At 69.6% G+C, this 14292-nt stretch carries 15 protein-coding genes; all 15 read left to right on the forward strand.

Going from position 1 to position 14292, the window contains the following annotated elements:
- The first annotated feature begins 219 nt into the window (after nucleotides 1-219).
- The 15 genes from ABT127_RS04585 to ABT127_RS04655 all read left to right on the forward strand — a co-directional run bounded on the left by ABT127_RS04585 (nucleotide 220) and on the right by ABT127_RS04655 (nucleotide 14277).
- A complete protein-coding gene (locus ABT127_RS04585; protein ID WP_351444461.1) occupies nucleotides 220-1155 on the forward strand; it encodes a hypothetical protein in 936 nt (311 codons plus the stop codon).
- A 248-nt stretch (nucleotides 1156-1403) separates the two neighbouring features.
- A complete protein-coding gene (locus tag ABT127_RS04590; protein WP_351444462.1) occupies nucleotides 1404-1769 on the forward strand; it encodes a hypothetical protein in 366 nt (121 codons plus the stop codon).
- A gap of 429 nt (nucleotides 1770-2198) precedes the next feature.
- Nucleotides 2199-3209 (forward strand): ABC transporter ATP-binding protein, encoded by a 1011-nt coding sequence (locus tag ABT127_RS04595; protein WP_351444463.1) that lies wholly within the window; start codon nucleotides 2199-2201, stop codon nucleotides 3207-3209.
- A gap of 92 nt (nucleotides 3210-3301) precedes the next feature.
- Nucleotides 3302-4060, forward strand: coding sequence for an MlaE family ABC transporter permease (locus ABT127_RS04600; RefSeq protein WP_351444639.1), 759 nt, complete (start codon nucleotides 3302-3304; stop codon nucleotides 4058-4060).
- 7 nt (nucleotides 4061-4067) lie between these two features.
- Entirely contained in the window at nucleotides 4068-4874 is an 807-nt protein-coding gene (locus ABT127_RS04605; RefSeq protein WP_351444465.1) for an MlaE family ABC transporter permease, read from the forward strand.
- A gap of 6 nt (nucleotides 4875-4880) precedes the next feature.
- Nucleotides 4881-6143, forward strand: coding sequence for an MCE family protein (locus tag ABT127_RS04610; protein WP_351444466.1), 1263 nt, complete (start codon nucleotides 4881-4883; stop codon nucleotides 6141-6143).
- Nucleotides 6140-7204, forward strand: a complete 1065-nt coding sequence (locus ABT127_RS04615) for an MCE family protein (protein ID WP_351444468.1) — start codon at nucleotides 6140-6142, stop codon at nucleotides 7202-7204. The genes ABT127_RS04610 and ABT127_RS04615 overlap by 4 nt, the downstream gene beginning before the upstream one ends.
- Nucleotides 7201-8265 (forward strand): MCE family protein, encoded by a 1065-nt coding sequence (locus tag ABT127_RS04620; protein WP_351444469.1) that lies wholly within the window; start codon nucleotides 7201-7203, stop codon nucleotides 8263-8265. Before ABT127_RS04615 ends, ABT127_RS04620 begins: the two co-directional genes overlap by 4 nt.
- Before the next feature lie 7 nt (nucleotides 8266-8272).
- Nucleotides 8273-9283: an MCE family protein gene (locus tag ABT127_RS04625; protein ID WP_351444471.1), complete on the forward strand. Its 1011-nt coding sequence runs from the start codon at nucleotides 8273-8275 to the stop codon at nucleotides 9281-9283.
- Entirely contained in the window at nucleotides 9280-10500 is a 1221-nt protein-coding gene (locus ABT127_RS04630; RefSeq protein WP_351444472.1) for an MCE family protein, read from the forward strand. The genes ABT127_RS04625 and ABT127_RS04630 overlap by 4 nt, the downstream gene beginning before the upstream one ends.
- The gene (locus tag ABT127_RS04635; protein WP_351444474.1) at nucleotides 10497-11732 is read left to right on the forward strand and encodes an MlaD family protein; all 1236 of its coding nucleotides are present in this window, start codon (nucleotides 10497-10499) and stop codon (nucleotides 11730-11732) included. Before ABT127_RS04630 ends, ABT127_RS04635 begins: the two co-directional genes overlap by 4 nt.
- A complete protein-coding gene (locus ABT127_RS04640) occupies nucleotides 11729-12211 on the forward strand; it encodes a hypothetical protein (RefSeq protein WP_351444477.1) in 483 nt (160 codons plus the stop codon). Before ABT127_RS04635 ends, ABT127_RS04640 begins: the two co-directional genes overlap by 4 nt.
- Nucleotides 12208-13023 (forward strand): hypothetical protein, encoded by an 816-nt coding sequence (locus ABT127_RS04645; RefSeq protein ID WP_351444479.1) that lies wholly within the window; start codon nucleotides 12208-12210, stop codon nucleotides 13021-13023. The genes ABT127_RS04640 and ABT127_RS04645 overlap by 4 nt, the downstream gene beginning before the upstream one ends.
- A 3-nt stretch (nucleotides 13024-13026) precedes the next feature.
- Complete coding sequence (locus ABT127_RS04650) at nucleotides 13027-13554, forward strand: Rv1363c family protein (protein WP_351444481.1); 528 nt, start codon at nucleotides 13027-13029, stop codon at nucleotides 13552-13554.
- Between the two features lie 30 nt (nucleotides 13555-13584).
- Entirely contained in the window at nucleotides 13585-14277 is a 693-nt protein-coding gene (locus ABT127_RS04655; protein ID WP_351444483.1) for a hypothetical protein, read from the forward strand.
- Nucleotides 14278-14292: the final 15 nt, after the last annotated feature.

The raw sequence follows: 14292 nt of genomic DNA on the forward strand, positions 1-14292 counted from the left end.
TCTCGCCGCATACAGGTCACGTCACTTTCCTTGTCGGCGAGTGACGAATTTTCGCCGCACCGCGAGAAACACTCACCCGGTGAGCAAATGGACCTCGTACATGCTCACTTGCCGATAAACCCACGAGTAGTGGAACAACTGTCAGCAAGGGCATTGTGCGAAAGGTTTCCCGTGAGTAACGTCCGGGCTCGCATTCCTCTACGAGAAGGGAAAACCGGCATGGCCACTCTCAGACGCGTGTCCGTCCTCGGCGCGACGGCCGCCCTGGCGACGATCGCCTCCATCGGTACGTCCTCCGCCGCCGGCACTCAGTTGAACGGGAACTGGGCGCCGTTCAACCGCTGCCCGGTCGACAACGCCGCCATGCTGGGCGCCGACGGCATCGACAACCAGGCGACGTGCATCTCCTCCAGCTCGCCCAGTGGTGTCATCAAGATCGGCAGCTCGGTCGTCCCGACCGGGAAGACCGACCTCCAGGTGGGCATCGTCACCCACTCCGACGGCACCAACTCGGTGGTCGCACCGTCGGACGGCGCGCTCATCGCCGACCCCGCCGACCTGCCCGGTGGCCTGCTCGGGCTGATGTGTCCCAGCTCGGTGCCCGTCGTCAGCGCCGTCTGCGGGCAGATCAAGGACAGCACGACCAACCGGATCGTGGCGACCGTCGAGTCCGTGGGAACCCCCTCCGACTTCCAGCTCCTCGCCGGAGTCTCCGAGGGCGTGCCGATCATCTCGATCCCGGTCCGCATCCACCTCAGCAACCCGCTCATCGGCAACAACTGCTACATCGGCACCAAGTCCGCGCCGATCATCCTGCGTCCGGGGAACGCCGCCGCGCCGAACATCGCCGCGGACAGCGCCACCTCCAACGGCACGCCCGCCGAGACCGGCCCGTTCGGCCGGCTCGCGCTGACCGGCTCGACCCAGCAGGACCTCACCTTCGCGGCACCGGGGGCGAGCGGCTGCGGTCCCCTCGGGCTCGGCGCCTTCAACTGGGCCGTCAACCTCAAGTCCGGCCTCCCGGCCGCCTCGGGCACCAACAGCGTGAAGCTCAACAACACCCAGACCTACCTGGGCACCCTGAACGACCCGGGCGCCGCCGCACCGAACCAGGGCAAGGTGTTCAGTCAGTACTGGCACTCGGCGGTCAAGTGATGCGGTTACCGCTGCGCAGGGCGGTGACGGGGGCCTTCGCGCTCGTCGCCGCGCTGGGGGTGTCGGGTACGTCGGCGTCCGCCACGGGGAGTGGGGTGTGGACGGTCAGTCCTGGTGGGAGCTATGCGGGGGACGCGGTCAATCCCAGTTTCCTGGCAGGGAGCGGCGCGACGCTCAGCTGTAGGGCTGGGCACATCTCGGGCTCGCTGGCGACAAGTGACGCCGACGGTCTGGCGGCAGGGACTCTTGTGCAGTCGTTCTCGAACTGCTCGGTGGCGGGAATCCCCTTCGCCATGACCGTGGGTGCGGCTCCCTGGAAGGTCAATCTGTTGCAGCGCAACGCTGCCAACCCCGCCGTGATCGACGTGTCCATCAGTGGGATCACGCTCAACTGGTCGGCGACCGGTTGTGCTGTGAAGTGGACCGGGACCCTCTACGGCCAGTACGACAACACCACCGGCAAGCTGGGCATCGGCCTCAACGGAGCGCCCGGTAGCCAAGTCGTGGCCGGTGCGGATACGAGGTGCCTCGGGCTCTTCGGCCCCGGCGCGACGCTCAACGTTGTGGCCACCTACACCCTCACCCCCAAACAAACCATCACCCCACCCGCCTGACCCTCTTATAGCCCGGTGACAAAAAACCGGACGCCCTTTACGGACCGGCGCGAAATTGCCGAACCCCTATTGCTAGCCAAGGTTACTCGGCCGTAACGTCTCCAGAAATGTTCTTCCGCTCCTGGTCGGCGTCCCCCGTCGGCCAGGGGTGTGATGAGGGCCGACCGGAATCCTCCTTTCCGGTCGGCGCCTCCGTGGCGGGGTCCCAGTCTCTCGTCGTACCCCCGGCGAGACGGGACCCCGCCACGAACTATCAGAGCCCCTGGGGCTCCGTGGTTCTACTCATCTTCCGACAGGAGAGAACGGCTCTCTTATCACTGGATGACAAGTTTTCAGGAAGATTCGGGGCGGCCGCTCCGAGATCTTGTCCGGCACGTATGAAGCGAATTACCGTGCGCTGCCGAGTTCGCTCGCTGAAGGTGAGAAGCGATGGGAATCGAAGTGAAGGTCGAGGGACTCACCAAGTCCTTCGGCCGGCAGAACATCTGGCAGGACGTGAGTCTCACCCTGCCCGCGGGCGAGGTGAGCGTCATGCTCGGGCCGTCCGGAACCGGCAAGACCGTCTTCCTGAAGTCGTTGATCGGTCTGCTCAAGCCCGAGCACGGCCGCGTCCTGGTCAACGGCGTCGACATGGCGCGCAGCCCCGAGCGGGACATCATGGAGGCCCGCAAGCTGTTCGGGCTGATGTTCCAGGACGGCGCCCTGTTCGGGTCGATGAACCTCTTCGACAACATCGCCTTCCCGCTGCGCGAGCACACCAAGAAGAAGGAATCGGAGATCCGCCGCATCGTCATGGAGCGGATCGACGCCGTCGGCCTCCTCGGCTCCGAGGGCAAGCTGCCCGGCGAGATCAGCGGCGGTATGCGCAAACGCGCCGGTCTGGCACGGGCGTTGGTCCTCGACCCGCAGATCATCCTCTGCGACGAGCCGGACTCCGGACTCGACCCGGTGCGCACCGCGTTCATCTCGCAGCTGCTCATCGACCTGAACACCACCACCGACGCGACGATGCTGATCGTCACCCACAACCTCGACATCGCCGCGACCGTCCCCGACAACATGGGGATGCTGTTCCGGCGGCACCTCGTCACCTTCGGGCCGCGTGAGGTGCTGCTCACCAGCCAAGAACCTGTCGTCTCACAGTTCCTGACGGCCAGTAAGCACGGGCCCATCGGCATGAGCGAGGAGAAGGACGAGGCCACGCTCGCCGCCGAGGCCTCCGGCGGGATGGTGGCGCCGCAGCCCAAGGCGCTGGTGCCGCAGCTTCAGCCGTCGCCGGGGCTCGGGGAGCGGGCCGCCGTGGCGCGGCGGCGCGAGCGGGTGCTCGGGATGATGGATACGCTGCCGGGTTCCGCGCAGGAGGCCATCCGTTCTTCCTACGGGCGGCAGGATGGGCTCGCGCCCACCATGACGCTGCCTCGGCGGGGTGGAGCCTCGTGAGTGCGGATACTCGTCTGCCCGCTCCGGAAGACACCCGTGTGCAGGAGCGTCGTGGCCGCTCGCGCAGTTCCCCGCGCCCCTACGGGGCCCTCCTGGCCCCCCTCCGTCAGACCGGCCAGCTCTTCGCGCTCGGGCTGCGGGTCGTGCGGGACACCTTTCGGCGGCCGTTCCAGTTCCGGGAGTTCGTCGAGCAGTTCTGGTTCATCGCCAGCGTCACCATCCTGCCCGCCGCCCTCGTGTCCATCCCGTTCGGCGCGGTCATCGCCCTGCAAGTCGGCTCACTGACGCAGCAGTTGGGGGCGCAGTCGTTCACCGGCGGCGCCAGCGTGCTCGCCGTCATCCAGCAGGCCAGCCCGCTCATCGTGGCCCTGCTCATCGCGGGCGCCGGCGGCTCGGCCATCTGCGCCGACCTCGGGTCGCGGAAGATCCGCGAAGAGCTGGACGCGATGACCGTCATGGGCGTCTCGCCCGTGCAGCGGCTCGTCGTGCCGCGCGTGCTCGCCGCGATGACCGTCAGCATCCTGCTCAACGGCATGGTGTCCGTCGTCGGCACCCTCGGCGGCTACTTCTTCAACGTCATCCTGCAACACGGCACCCCCGGCGCCTACTTGCAGTCCTTCTCGGCGCTCGCCCAGCTCCCCGACCTCTACATCAGCGAGCTGAAGGCCCTCATCTTCGGGTTCATCGCGGGCATCGTCGCCGCCTACCGCGGCCTCAACCCGCGCGGCGGCCCCAAGGGCGTCGGCGACGCCGTCAACCAGTCCGTCGTCATCACCTTCATCCTGCTCTTCTTCGTGAACATGGTGATGACCGGGATCTACCTCCAGATCGTTCCACCGAAGGGAGGTTGAGTCCCGCATGGCTTCTCCACTCGTCTGGCTCGACCGCGGCGGCGACCAACTCCTCTTCTATGTGAGGGCCTTGGTCTGGATACCGCGGACCATCGTCCGGTACACGAAGGAAGTGCAGCGGCTCCTCGCCGAGGTCGCGTTCGGCTCCGGCGGGCTCGGGGTCATCGGCGGCACGATCGGCGTGATGATCGCGATGACGGCCGCCACCGGCACCGTCGTCGGCCTCCAGGGCTACGCGGCCCTCGACCAGATCGGCACCGCCGCCTTCACCGGCTTCGTGTCCGCCTACTTCAACACCCGCGAGATCGCGCCCCTCGTCGCCGGACTCGCCCTGTCGGCGACCGTCGGCGCCGGATTCACCGCCCAGCTCGGCGCCATGCGCATCAACGAAGAGGTCGACGCCCTCGAAGGCATGGGCGTGCGCTCGATGCCGTACCTCGTGACCACCCGCATCATCGCCGGAGTCGTCGCGATCATCCCGCTCTACGCGATCGGGCTGCTCTCCTCCTACCTCGCCTCGCGCATCGTCACCGTCGTCTTCAATGGACAGTCGCAAGGCACGTACGACCACTACTTCGATCTCTTCCTCTCACCGACCGATGTCCTGCTGTCGGTGCTGAAAGTGCTCATCTTCAGCGTGATGGTGATCCTCGCCCACTGCTACTACGGCTTCCGCGCCAGCGGCGGTCCGGCGGGCGTCGGCGTGGCGGTCGGCCGGTCGGTGCGCAACGCCATCGTCGTCATCGCCGTCACCGACTTCTTCCTCTCGCTCGCCCTGTGGGGCGCGACGACGACCGTGAAAGTGGCGGGGTGAGCGACGGTGGACACCATCCGACGACGCCTCGCCGGCCTCGCCTTCCTCCTCGTGCCCGCCCTGCTCATCTGGCTGGCCGTGGCCGTGTACAACAAGGACTTCACCGACTCCGACGAGGTCACCGTCGACACCGGCTCCGTCGGCAACGAGATGCACCTCGGCGCCGAGGTCAAGATGCGCGGTGTCGTCCTCGGCGAAGTACGCAAGATCGAACCGACGGACACCGGGGCACGGCTCGTCCTCGCCCTCAAGCCCGGCGCCCTCGACCGCATCCCCGACGACGTGCACGCGCAGATGCTGCCGACCACGCTGTTCGGCGAGCGGTACGTGGCCCTCGTACCGGCGAACGGGGAGGACACGGCCTCCGGGGCGCGCACCCTGCCCGCCGGGGCGACCATCCCGCAGGACCGGTCCGCCAACGCCATCGAACTCCAGCAGGTCCTCGACGACGTGCTGCCGATGCTGACCGCCGTCCAGCCGCAGAAGCTCTCCGCGACCCTGTCCGCCGTGTCGCAGGCGCTCCAGGGCCGCGGCGACCAGCTCGGGGACACGCTCACCCAGCTCGACGCCCACCTGAAGAAGTTCAACCCGAACCTGCCGACGCTCAACGAGGACCTGAAGCAGCTCGTCCAGGTCTCCCACGTCTACGCCGACGCGGCGCCCGGCATCCTCGACGCGCTCACCGACTTCACCACCACCAGCGGCACGATCGCCGAGAAGCAGAGCGACCTCGCCGCCGCGTACGGGGACACCACGCGCACCGCCGAGGACCTGGATGCGTTCCTGCGGGCCAACAAGGACAACATCATTCGGTTGTCCGCCACCTCGCGCGGCACGCTGAACATCCTCGCGAAGTACTCGTCGTCGTTCCCGTGCACCCTGCGCACCCTCGCCGACTTCGTCCCGCGCATGGACAAGGCGCTCGGCAAGGGCACCGACGAGCCGGGCCTGCACGTCGACGTCACGACCGTCGCCTCCCGGGGCGCCTACCAGGCCGGACGCGACACCCCGTCCTACGGCTCCGGCGGCACCCCGCACTGCTACTCCGTGCCCTACCTCGGCGGCGCCTCCGCGCGCACCCCCGCAGCCGTCACCGCGTCGGACTCCGTCGCGGGACAGGATCTCGGGTCCGCCAACTCGCCGCAGGAGAACGACCTGGTGAACGAGCTGATCGCGCCCTCCGCGAAGACCTCGCCCGACGCCCTGCCCGACTGGTCGAGCCTGCTCGTCGGCCCCGTCTACCGGGGAACGGAGGTGAAGCTCAAGTGAGTACCCCCCAGGGAGACTTCAGCCATGTGCGGCGGCGCTCGCTCGCCGGACCGATCACGAAGTCGCTCATCTTCGTCCTCGTCACCGCGCTCGCCACCACCGTGCTCGGCCTGTCCATCGCCAACAGCGGCGTCAACACCGACACCCGCAGCTACAAGGCCCTGTTCACCGACGTCACCGGGCTCATCGACGGCGACGGCGTACGAATATCCGGCGTGAAGGTCGGCGAGGTCACCGACGTCCGCGTCGTCGACCACCGCACCGCCCAGGTCACCTTCACCGTCGACAAGGACCGCACGCTGCCCGCCACCACCACGGCCGGCGTGAAGTACCTCAACATGGTCGGGCAGCGGTACGTGTCCCTGGAGCGCGGCACCGGCTCCGCGGGCGCCGACCTCGCCCCCGGCGACACCATCCCGCTGGACCGCACCACGCCCGCCCTCGACCTGACGCTCCTCTTCAACGGCTTCAAGCCGCTGTTCGAGGGACTGTCCCCGGGGGACGTCAACGATCTCGCCGGGTCGATCGTGAAGGTCCTCCAGGGCGAGGGCGGCACCGTCGACAGCCTCATCCAGCACGTCGGCTCGCTCACCCAGACCGTCGCCGCCAAGGACAAGGTGATCGGCGAGGTCATCGGCAACCTCACCGAGGTCCTGTCGACGATCAACAACCGCGAGGACCAGTTCGACGACCTCGTCACCACGCTCCAGCAGATGGTCTCCGGCTTCAACGAGGACCGCGAACCGCTCGGCCAGGCCGTCGCCGCGATGGGCGACCTGACGACCGTCACCGCCGGATTCCTGAAGGACACCCGAGGCCCGCTCAAGGGCGACATCATGCAACTCGGGCGTCTGTCCGACCAGTTGAATGACGGGATCCCGCAGATCCAGAACTTCCTCGACAAGACGCCCGCCAAGCTCACCGCCCTGTCCCGGCTCACCTCCTACGGCTCCTGGTTCAACCTCTACCTCTGCGAGGCGCACGTCAGCGGGGTCGCCATGTCCGACGGGTCGAAGGCACCCACCGGTATCTCCGTCAACGAAGCGAGGTGCCAGGGATGACGACGGCTCACAGAAGCGGGAAACGGCCGTGGCTGAAGCCCGTACAGGAACGCAACCCCGTCCTCATCGCCGTCGCCGGGCTCGTCGCGCTCGGCATCGTCGCGCTCGCCGCGTTCAACGCGAGCAGCCTGCCCTACATCGGCGGCGGCACCTCCTACAGCGCCGACTTCAGCGAGGCCGCGGGACTCGGCGAGGGCGACGAGGTGCGGATCGCCGGAGTCAAGGTCGGCGAGGTCACCTCGGTCGGCCTCGACGGACCCAAGGTCAAGGTCAGCTTCAAGATCAAGGACGACGACACCTGGATCGGCAACCGCACCACCGCCGCCATCGCCATCAAGACGCTCCTCGGCGAGAAGTACGTGGCGCTCGACCCGGTCGGCACCGGCCGCCAGGACCCCGGCGCCCGCATCCCGCTGGCCCGCACCACCTCCCCGTACGACGTCACCCAGGCGTTCCAGGACCTCAGCGGCACCGTCGACGAGATCGACACCAAACAGCTCGCCGCCAGCTTCGACACCATCTCGGAGACCTTCAAGAACTCGCCGCCCGACGTGAAGGCGGCCGTCAAGGGGCTGTCCGCGCTGTCCAAGACGGTCTCGTCCCGCGACAGCCAGCTCGCCGAACTCCTCGCCGGCAGCAAGAAGCTGACCAAGACGCTCCAGACGAAGCAGTCCAGCTTCGAGACCCTCATCAACGACGGCGGATCGCTGCTCACCGAGCTGAAGAAGCGGCGCACCGCCATCAAGGCGCTGCTCAGCGGCAGCGAGGCGCTGGGCCGGGAACTCAGCGGCATCGTCGACGACAACGACCGGCAGCTCGGCCCGACGCTCACCGCGCTCGGCCGGGTCACCACCGTCCTCGCCGAGAACAAGGGCAAGCTCGACAAGACCCTCTCCCTCCTCGGCCCCTACTACCGGCTCGTCGGCAACACCCTCGGCAACGGCCGCTGGTTCGACAGCTACCTGTGCGGCGTCGTGCCGCGCACCTACCTGCCCGAGAAGTCGCTCCCCGCGAAGTCGTGCAGACCACCGAAGAACGGCAGTTACGGGAACGGGGGCTGACGCGGCCATGGCCATCACACGGACCACCAAGAGGCTGCTCATCGGCACCCTCGCGCTCGCGGTGCTGATCGCCGCCGGCGTCGTCGGCGTCAGCGCCACCAGCGACAGCGGGATGCGCGTCACCGCCTACTTCGACCGGGCGGTCGGCATCTACGACGGCTCCGACCTGCGGATCCTCGGTGTGCGCGTCGGACGGGTCGACGGGGTGCACCCCGAGGGCACCCGGGTGCGGGTCACGCTCGCCGTCGACGACGGGGTGAAGGTGCCCGTCGGGGCGCGGGCCGTCGCCGTCGCGCCCAGCGTCGTCGCCGACCGCTACGTCCAGCTCACCCCGGCCTACTCGTCGGGCGCGGCCCTCAAGGACGGCGCGGTCCTGCCCGCCTCCCGCAACCGTACCCCCGTCGAGATCGACCAGCTCTACGACAGCATCACCGACCTCAGCAAGGCGCTCGGCCCCGACGGCGCCAACGAGAAGGGCGCGCTGTCCGGGCTGCTGAAGACCGGCGCCGAGAACCTCAAGGGCAACGGGCAGGAACTCGGCAACAGCATCGAGCAGTTCGGCAAGGCCGCCAAGACGCTCAACGGCAGCAGCGACGACCTGTTCACCACGCTCTCCCAGCTCCAGTCCTTCACCACGATGCTGAAACAGGAGGACTCGGGCGTGCGCACCGCGCAGGAGACCCTCGACGACGTCACCGGCTACTTCGCCGAGAACCGCGACGACCTCGCGGGCGCCCTCAAGGAACTCGGCACCGCGCTCGGCCGGGTCAAGCAGTTCATCGACCACCACCGCGACCAGCTCAAGGACAACGTCGACAAGCTGGTCCCGCTCACCCAGGCCCTCGTCGACCAGCGGGCCTCGCTCGCCGAAGCGCTCGACGTGGCGCCGCTCGCCGCGGGCAACGTCCTCAACGCGTACAACCCGAAGACCCGCACCCTCGACGGCCGGGCCAACCTCAACGAGCTCAGCCAGGGCGGCCCGCTGCTGCCGCTGCCCTCCGTGGGAGGTGACCAGTGAACCGGCGATCCACCGCCCGCGCGGGCGCGGGGCTCGGCTGCGCCACCGTCGTCACCGTCGCGTTCCTCCTCACCCTGGGCGTGATCAGCGTCCCCACGCCGTCGTTCGGCGGCCTGGAGGACGTGCCGCTGCCCGGCGGCGCCGACCTCGGCGCCCATCCGTACACCATCACCGCCGACATGAAGGACGTGCTCAGCCTCGTCCCGCAGTCCGCGGTGAAGGTCAACGACGTGGCCGTCGGCCGGGTCACCGACATCGAACTCGCCGGGAAGGACAGCTGGACCGCCCGCGTCACCATGCGCATCAACGGCGACGTCAAGCTGCCCGCCGACGCCGGCGCCCGCATCGAGCAGTCCAGCCTCCTCGGCGAGAAGTACGTCCAGCTCGTCGAGCCCGACAACGGCACCGGCACCCTCCACGCGGGCGCCCGCATCCCCGTCGCCCGCACCGGCCGCAACACCGAGGTCGAAGAGGTCTTCGGCGCGCTGTCACTGCTCCTCAACGGCGGCGGCGTCAACCAGCTCAAGACCATCACACAGGAACTCAACCAGGCCGTCGGCGGCCGCGAGACCCAGGTCCGCTCGACCCTGCGCCGGGTCAACACCCTCGTCACCGACCTCGACGACCACCGCGGCGACATCACCGCCGCGCTCGACGGGGTCAACCGGCTCTCGGCGACCCTCGCGCACCGCAAGGAGGACGTCGACACCGTGCTGGCCGACCTCTCACCCGGCCTCAAGACCCTTGAGGAACAACGGGGTTCGCTCATGACCATGCTGCGCTCCCTCGACCGGCTCGGGGACGTCGCCACCGACACCATCAACCGCAGCCAGGCCGACATGGTCGCCGACCTCAAGGCCCTCGCCCCGACCCTGAAGGCGCTCGCCGACTCGGGCCAGGACCTGCCGAACTCGCTCCAGGTGCTGCTGACCTACCCGTTCACCGACGAGGTCATGAACGGCATCAAGGGCGACTACCTCAACACCTATCTCGACATGGCTGCCGTGAAGGGGACGACACTGATCCCGCCGCTGGAGGAGAGCGACGGGAGGGCGACGCCCACGGCCACGCCGCAGAGTGAGCGCAAGTCCCTGAAGAAGGCGCCGGGGAAGACCACGGGCGAGCCCTCGTCGCCGCTGCCCCTTCCTTCGACGCCCACGAGTACGGGCACGGGTACCAGTACGAGCGCGAGCCCGAGCGGGGGTGCCTCCCGGTGATCACCCTCGCCATCCGGCTGAAGAACCTGGCCTTCCTGCTCATCGCCGTCGTCGTCCTCGCCTACCTCGGCATCCGCTACGCCGACCTCGGCCGTTTCGTCGGCGCCGCCGACTACTACACGGTCAAGGTGCAACTCCCGCGCACCGGCGGCCTGTTCACCCACTCCGACGTCACCTACCGGGGCGTCTCGGTGGGCCGGGTCGGGGCGATCAACCTCACCGGCGACGGGGTCGAGGCGGACCTGCGCATCAAGAAGTCCGCGCCGGGCATCCCCGACGACGCCAAGGCCGTCGTCGCGAGCCTGTCCGCGGTCGGCGAGCAGTACATCGACCTGCGTCCGGAGCGCTCGGGCGGCCCGTACCTCGCCGACGGCGCCCGCATCGACCGGACCGCGTCCTCGGTGCCGAATCCGGTCACCGACGTCCTGTCCAGCGTCGACAACCTCACCACGTCCGTGCCGCTCGACGACCTGCGCACGGTCGTCGACGAGTTCGGCAAGGCCTTCGAGGGGCGCGGCGAGGACCTGCAACTCCTCATGGACAACGGCTCGGACTTCGTCCAGGCCGCCGACAAGGCCCTCCCCGAGACCACGAAGCTCATGGCCGACGGCGAGGTCGTGCTGCGCACCCAGGCCGAGGAGGGCGACGCCATCAAGTCCTTCGCGTCCGGCGCCAGCGAACTGGCCTCCACCCTCAAGGGCTCCGACGCCGACCTGCGCCGCCTGGTCATGGCCGCACCCGACGCCGCCACCCGGATCAGCGGCCTGCTGCGCGACCTGAACCCCGAGGTCGGCGTCGTCCTCGCCAACCTCCTCACCACCTCCGAGGTCGCCGTCACCCGGCAGCGCGGCACCGAGGAACTGCTCGTGAAGCTGCCCGCGGCCGTCGCCGCGGGGGCCACGGCCGTCGACGGGAAGAAGGTCAACTTCGGTATGGCGGTCACGTTCTTCAAGCCCCTTCCGTGCACGGCGGGCTACTCGGGCACCACGTACCGGCTCGGTACGGATCTCGGCGCGGCGCCCGCCACGAACACCGGCGCCCGCTGCACGGCCCCGGCGTCGAGCGGCGTGAACGTACGCGGCTCGGCCCACGCGCCGGGCGGCGGCGCCGTGCCCAGGCCCGCACAGCCGGGCGCGCTGTCCCTTCCCTCGGTGGCCGACGATTCCGGGACGTCCGCGGCGTCCTCCGGGATGGCCGGGCTGCTCGGGCTCTCCGAGGGGAGCGGGCGGTGAGGCGGGCCCTGACGGGGGCGGGGCTCGCCGTGGCGCTCGTGGTGTGCGGTACGGGGGCCTGGTCGTACGCGCAGGCGCGGGGTGACAGCGACCTCGCGTACGGCCGGGCCCGCGATGCGGCGCTCTCCGACGGTCGTTCGGCGGTTGCCCGGCTGACGACGCTGGACGCGTCGACGGCGGCCCGCGCCAAGGCCGGGGTGCGCGAATGGAAATCGGTGACGACGGGCCCGCTTCGGGCGTCGCTGTCCTCGGTGTCGCCGGCCGCCGGGGCTTCGTCGCGCGGGGTGGTGACGGATGCCGCCGTGACCGCGCTGGACGACCGCGCGGGCACGTCGAAGCTGATCGCGACGGTACGGGTGACGACGGGTTCGGCGGCGCCGGAGCGCAAGCGCCTTGAGGCGGTCCTGAGCCGGGCCGCCGACGGCACCTGGAAGATCAAGTCACTCGGCGCCGTGCCGGTGACGGGGGAGTCGGAATGACCCAGGACATCGACGTGGAGGCCCCTGAAGAGGAACCCGGCACCGGGAGCCGCCTTGCCCACCCTGCCGCCCAAGGCGGCAGATTGCCCAAGGCCCTGCGACGCCTGATGCCCGACCGCCGCCAGGGGCGGGCGGCGGCTGAAGGCGAGCCTGCCGATGATCGCCGCCAGGGGCGCGGGGAACTGCGCGAGCAACCGGCCACCGGGGCGCAGCCGAAGGACGAGCCGGACGCCGGCGGCGCTCAGGGGCGCGGGGAACTGCGCGAGCAGCCGCCCACGGAGGCGGACCCGGAGACGGAGGCCGGTCCCCGTGGCGGGCGGGTACAGGTCATCGTCGCCGCCGTCGTGGCAGGCGTCCTCGCCGTCACCGGCGCCGTCCTCTTCTACCTCGCCCACGACCTGCGCACCGAACCCGCCACCCGCAATCAGGCCCTCACCGACGCCGACGCCACCAACCGCGTCAACGGCGACATCAGCAGCGCCCTCGCCAAGATCTTCTCGTACACGCCGGACGGCACGAACGCCACCGCCCGCACCGCCGACCAGGTCCTCACGGGCAAGGCCGCCAAGCAGTACGCCGAGCTCTTCACCCAGGTGCAGAAGAACGCGCCGGCGCAGAAAGTCACCCTCACCACCGACGCCGTCCGCGTCGGCACGGTCAGCCTGCGCGGCGACACCGCGCACCTGCTCGTCTTCCTCGACCAGTCGACGCACCGCGGCGACAAGAAGGCGGTCAGCTCCGCCGCCCAGCTCTCCGTCACCGCCCGACTCCACAACGACGTATGGCAGATCGTCGACATCAAGGCCAGGTGAACCATGCTGAAAAGACCCCTGCTCGTCGTGGCGGTCGTGCTCGCCCTCGTCGCGGGCGGCTTCGCCGTCTGGGGAGGCTGGTCCTGGTACGGGGCCGCGCACGACGACACGGCCTCCTTCGCGGCCGCCCGTGACGACGCCCTGGAGGCGGGGGAGCAGGCCGTGCAGAACCTCAACACCCTCGACCACCAGAACCTGAACAGCGGGCTCGACCTGTGGGAGAGCTCCACCACCGGCGCCCTCCACTCCCAACTGGTCAAGGGCCGCGCCGAGTTCGCGAAGCAGGTGACGAGCGCCAAGACGGTCAGCACGGCGAAGGTGCTCGACGGCGCCCTGACCGAACTCGACGAGCGGGCCGGAAAGGCCCGCGTCATGGTCGCGCTCCGGATCACCGTGAAGGCGGCGGGACAGAAGGCCACCGACAAGGACAGCCGGATGCTCGGCGAACTCACCCGCACCGACGGCCACTGGAAACTCAGCGCCCTCGCCCAGGCCCAGGTCGGCGACTCGGCCTCGACCACCACCGACTGAGCGCGCGCCGCAGCCGCAAGAGGAGCCACCATGCCGTCGACCACCCGCCACACCCTCAACCGCCAGCGACAGCGCCAGAACCAGCGGGCCGAGCAGACCGCGACCCCGGTCAAGGCCGTAACCCCGGAGCCCGCGACAAAGACCCGGCCGCGCCCTGAACCCCGTACGACCGAGAAGGCCGCCACCCCCCGAGCGGCAGCGCCCCCGCGCCGCCTCCTGGCCGCCCTCTGCCTGCTCACCGTCCTCCTCGGCGCCTTCGCCGGCTGGGCGCACGCCCGGTCCCACGCGCTCACCGACACCGCCGCCGCCCAGAACACGGCGCTCACCGACGCGGCCCGCACCAGCGACGTCAAGGGACAGGCGGAGAAGGCCGTCAACGCGCTCTTCTCCTACGACTACGCCAACCCGAGGACGGAGCAGAAGGCCGCGGCCACCCTCCTCACCGGCAAGGCCGTCGAGCAGCACCGCACCCTGCTGGCGCCCGTCCTCGCGCAGGCGCAGAAGCAGAAGACGGTCGTCACCACGACCGTCACCGACAGCGCGGTCGAGCGGATCGACGGCGACCGCGCCCGGGTCCTCGTCTACGCCGACCAGTCGAGCACCAGCACGGCGGCGAAGGCGAAGGACTCCGCCGGGAACTACGCGGGCGCCATGCTCGCCGTCGACCTCGTGCACCGCGACGGCCGCTGGCTGGTCTCCGCCCTCGACACCTTCAGCAGCTGACGAACCGACGAAAGG

This window comes from Streptomyces sp. NPDC001904 (assembly GCF_040297005.1).
GTDB lineage: Bacteria > Actinomycetota > Actinomycetes > Streptomycetales > Streptomycetaceae > Streptomyces.

Coding starts and splice junctions, on each gene's coding strand:
- ABT127_RS04645 (WP_351444479.1), top strand. CDS start 12,208: ATGACCCAGGACATCGACGTGGAGGCCCCTGAAGAGGAACCCGGCACC.
- ABT127_RS04655 (WP_351444483.1), top strand. CDS start 13,585: ATGCCGTCGACCACCCGCCACACCCTCAACCGCCAGCGACAGCGCCAG.
- ABT127_RS04595 (WP_351444463.1), top strand. CDS start 2,199: ATGGGAATCGAAGTGAAGGTCGAGGGACTCACCAAGTCCTTCGGCCGG.
- ABT127_RS04620 (WP_351444469.1), top strand. CDS start 7,201: ATGACGACGGCTCACAGAAGCGGGAAACGGCCGTGGCTGAAGCCCGTA.
- ABT127_RS04625 (WP_351444471.1), top strand. CDS start 8,273: ATGGCCATCACACGGACCACCAAGAGGCTGCTCATCGGCACCCTCGCG.
- ABT127_RS04585 (WP_351444461.1), top strand. CDS start 220: ATGGCCACTCTCAGACGCGTGTCCGTCCTCGGCGCGACGGCCGCCCTG.
- ABT127_RS04650 (WP_351444481.1), top strand. CDS start 13,027: ATGCTGAAAAGACCCCTGCTCGTCGTGGCGGTCGTGCTCGCCCTCGTC.
- ABT127_RS04605 (WP_351444465.1), top strand. CDS start 4,068: ATGGCTTCTCCACTCGTCTGGCTCGACCGCGGCGGCGACCAACTCCTC.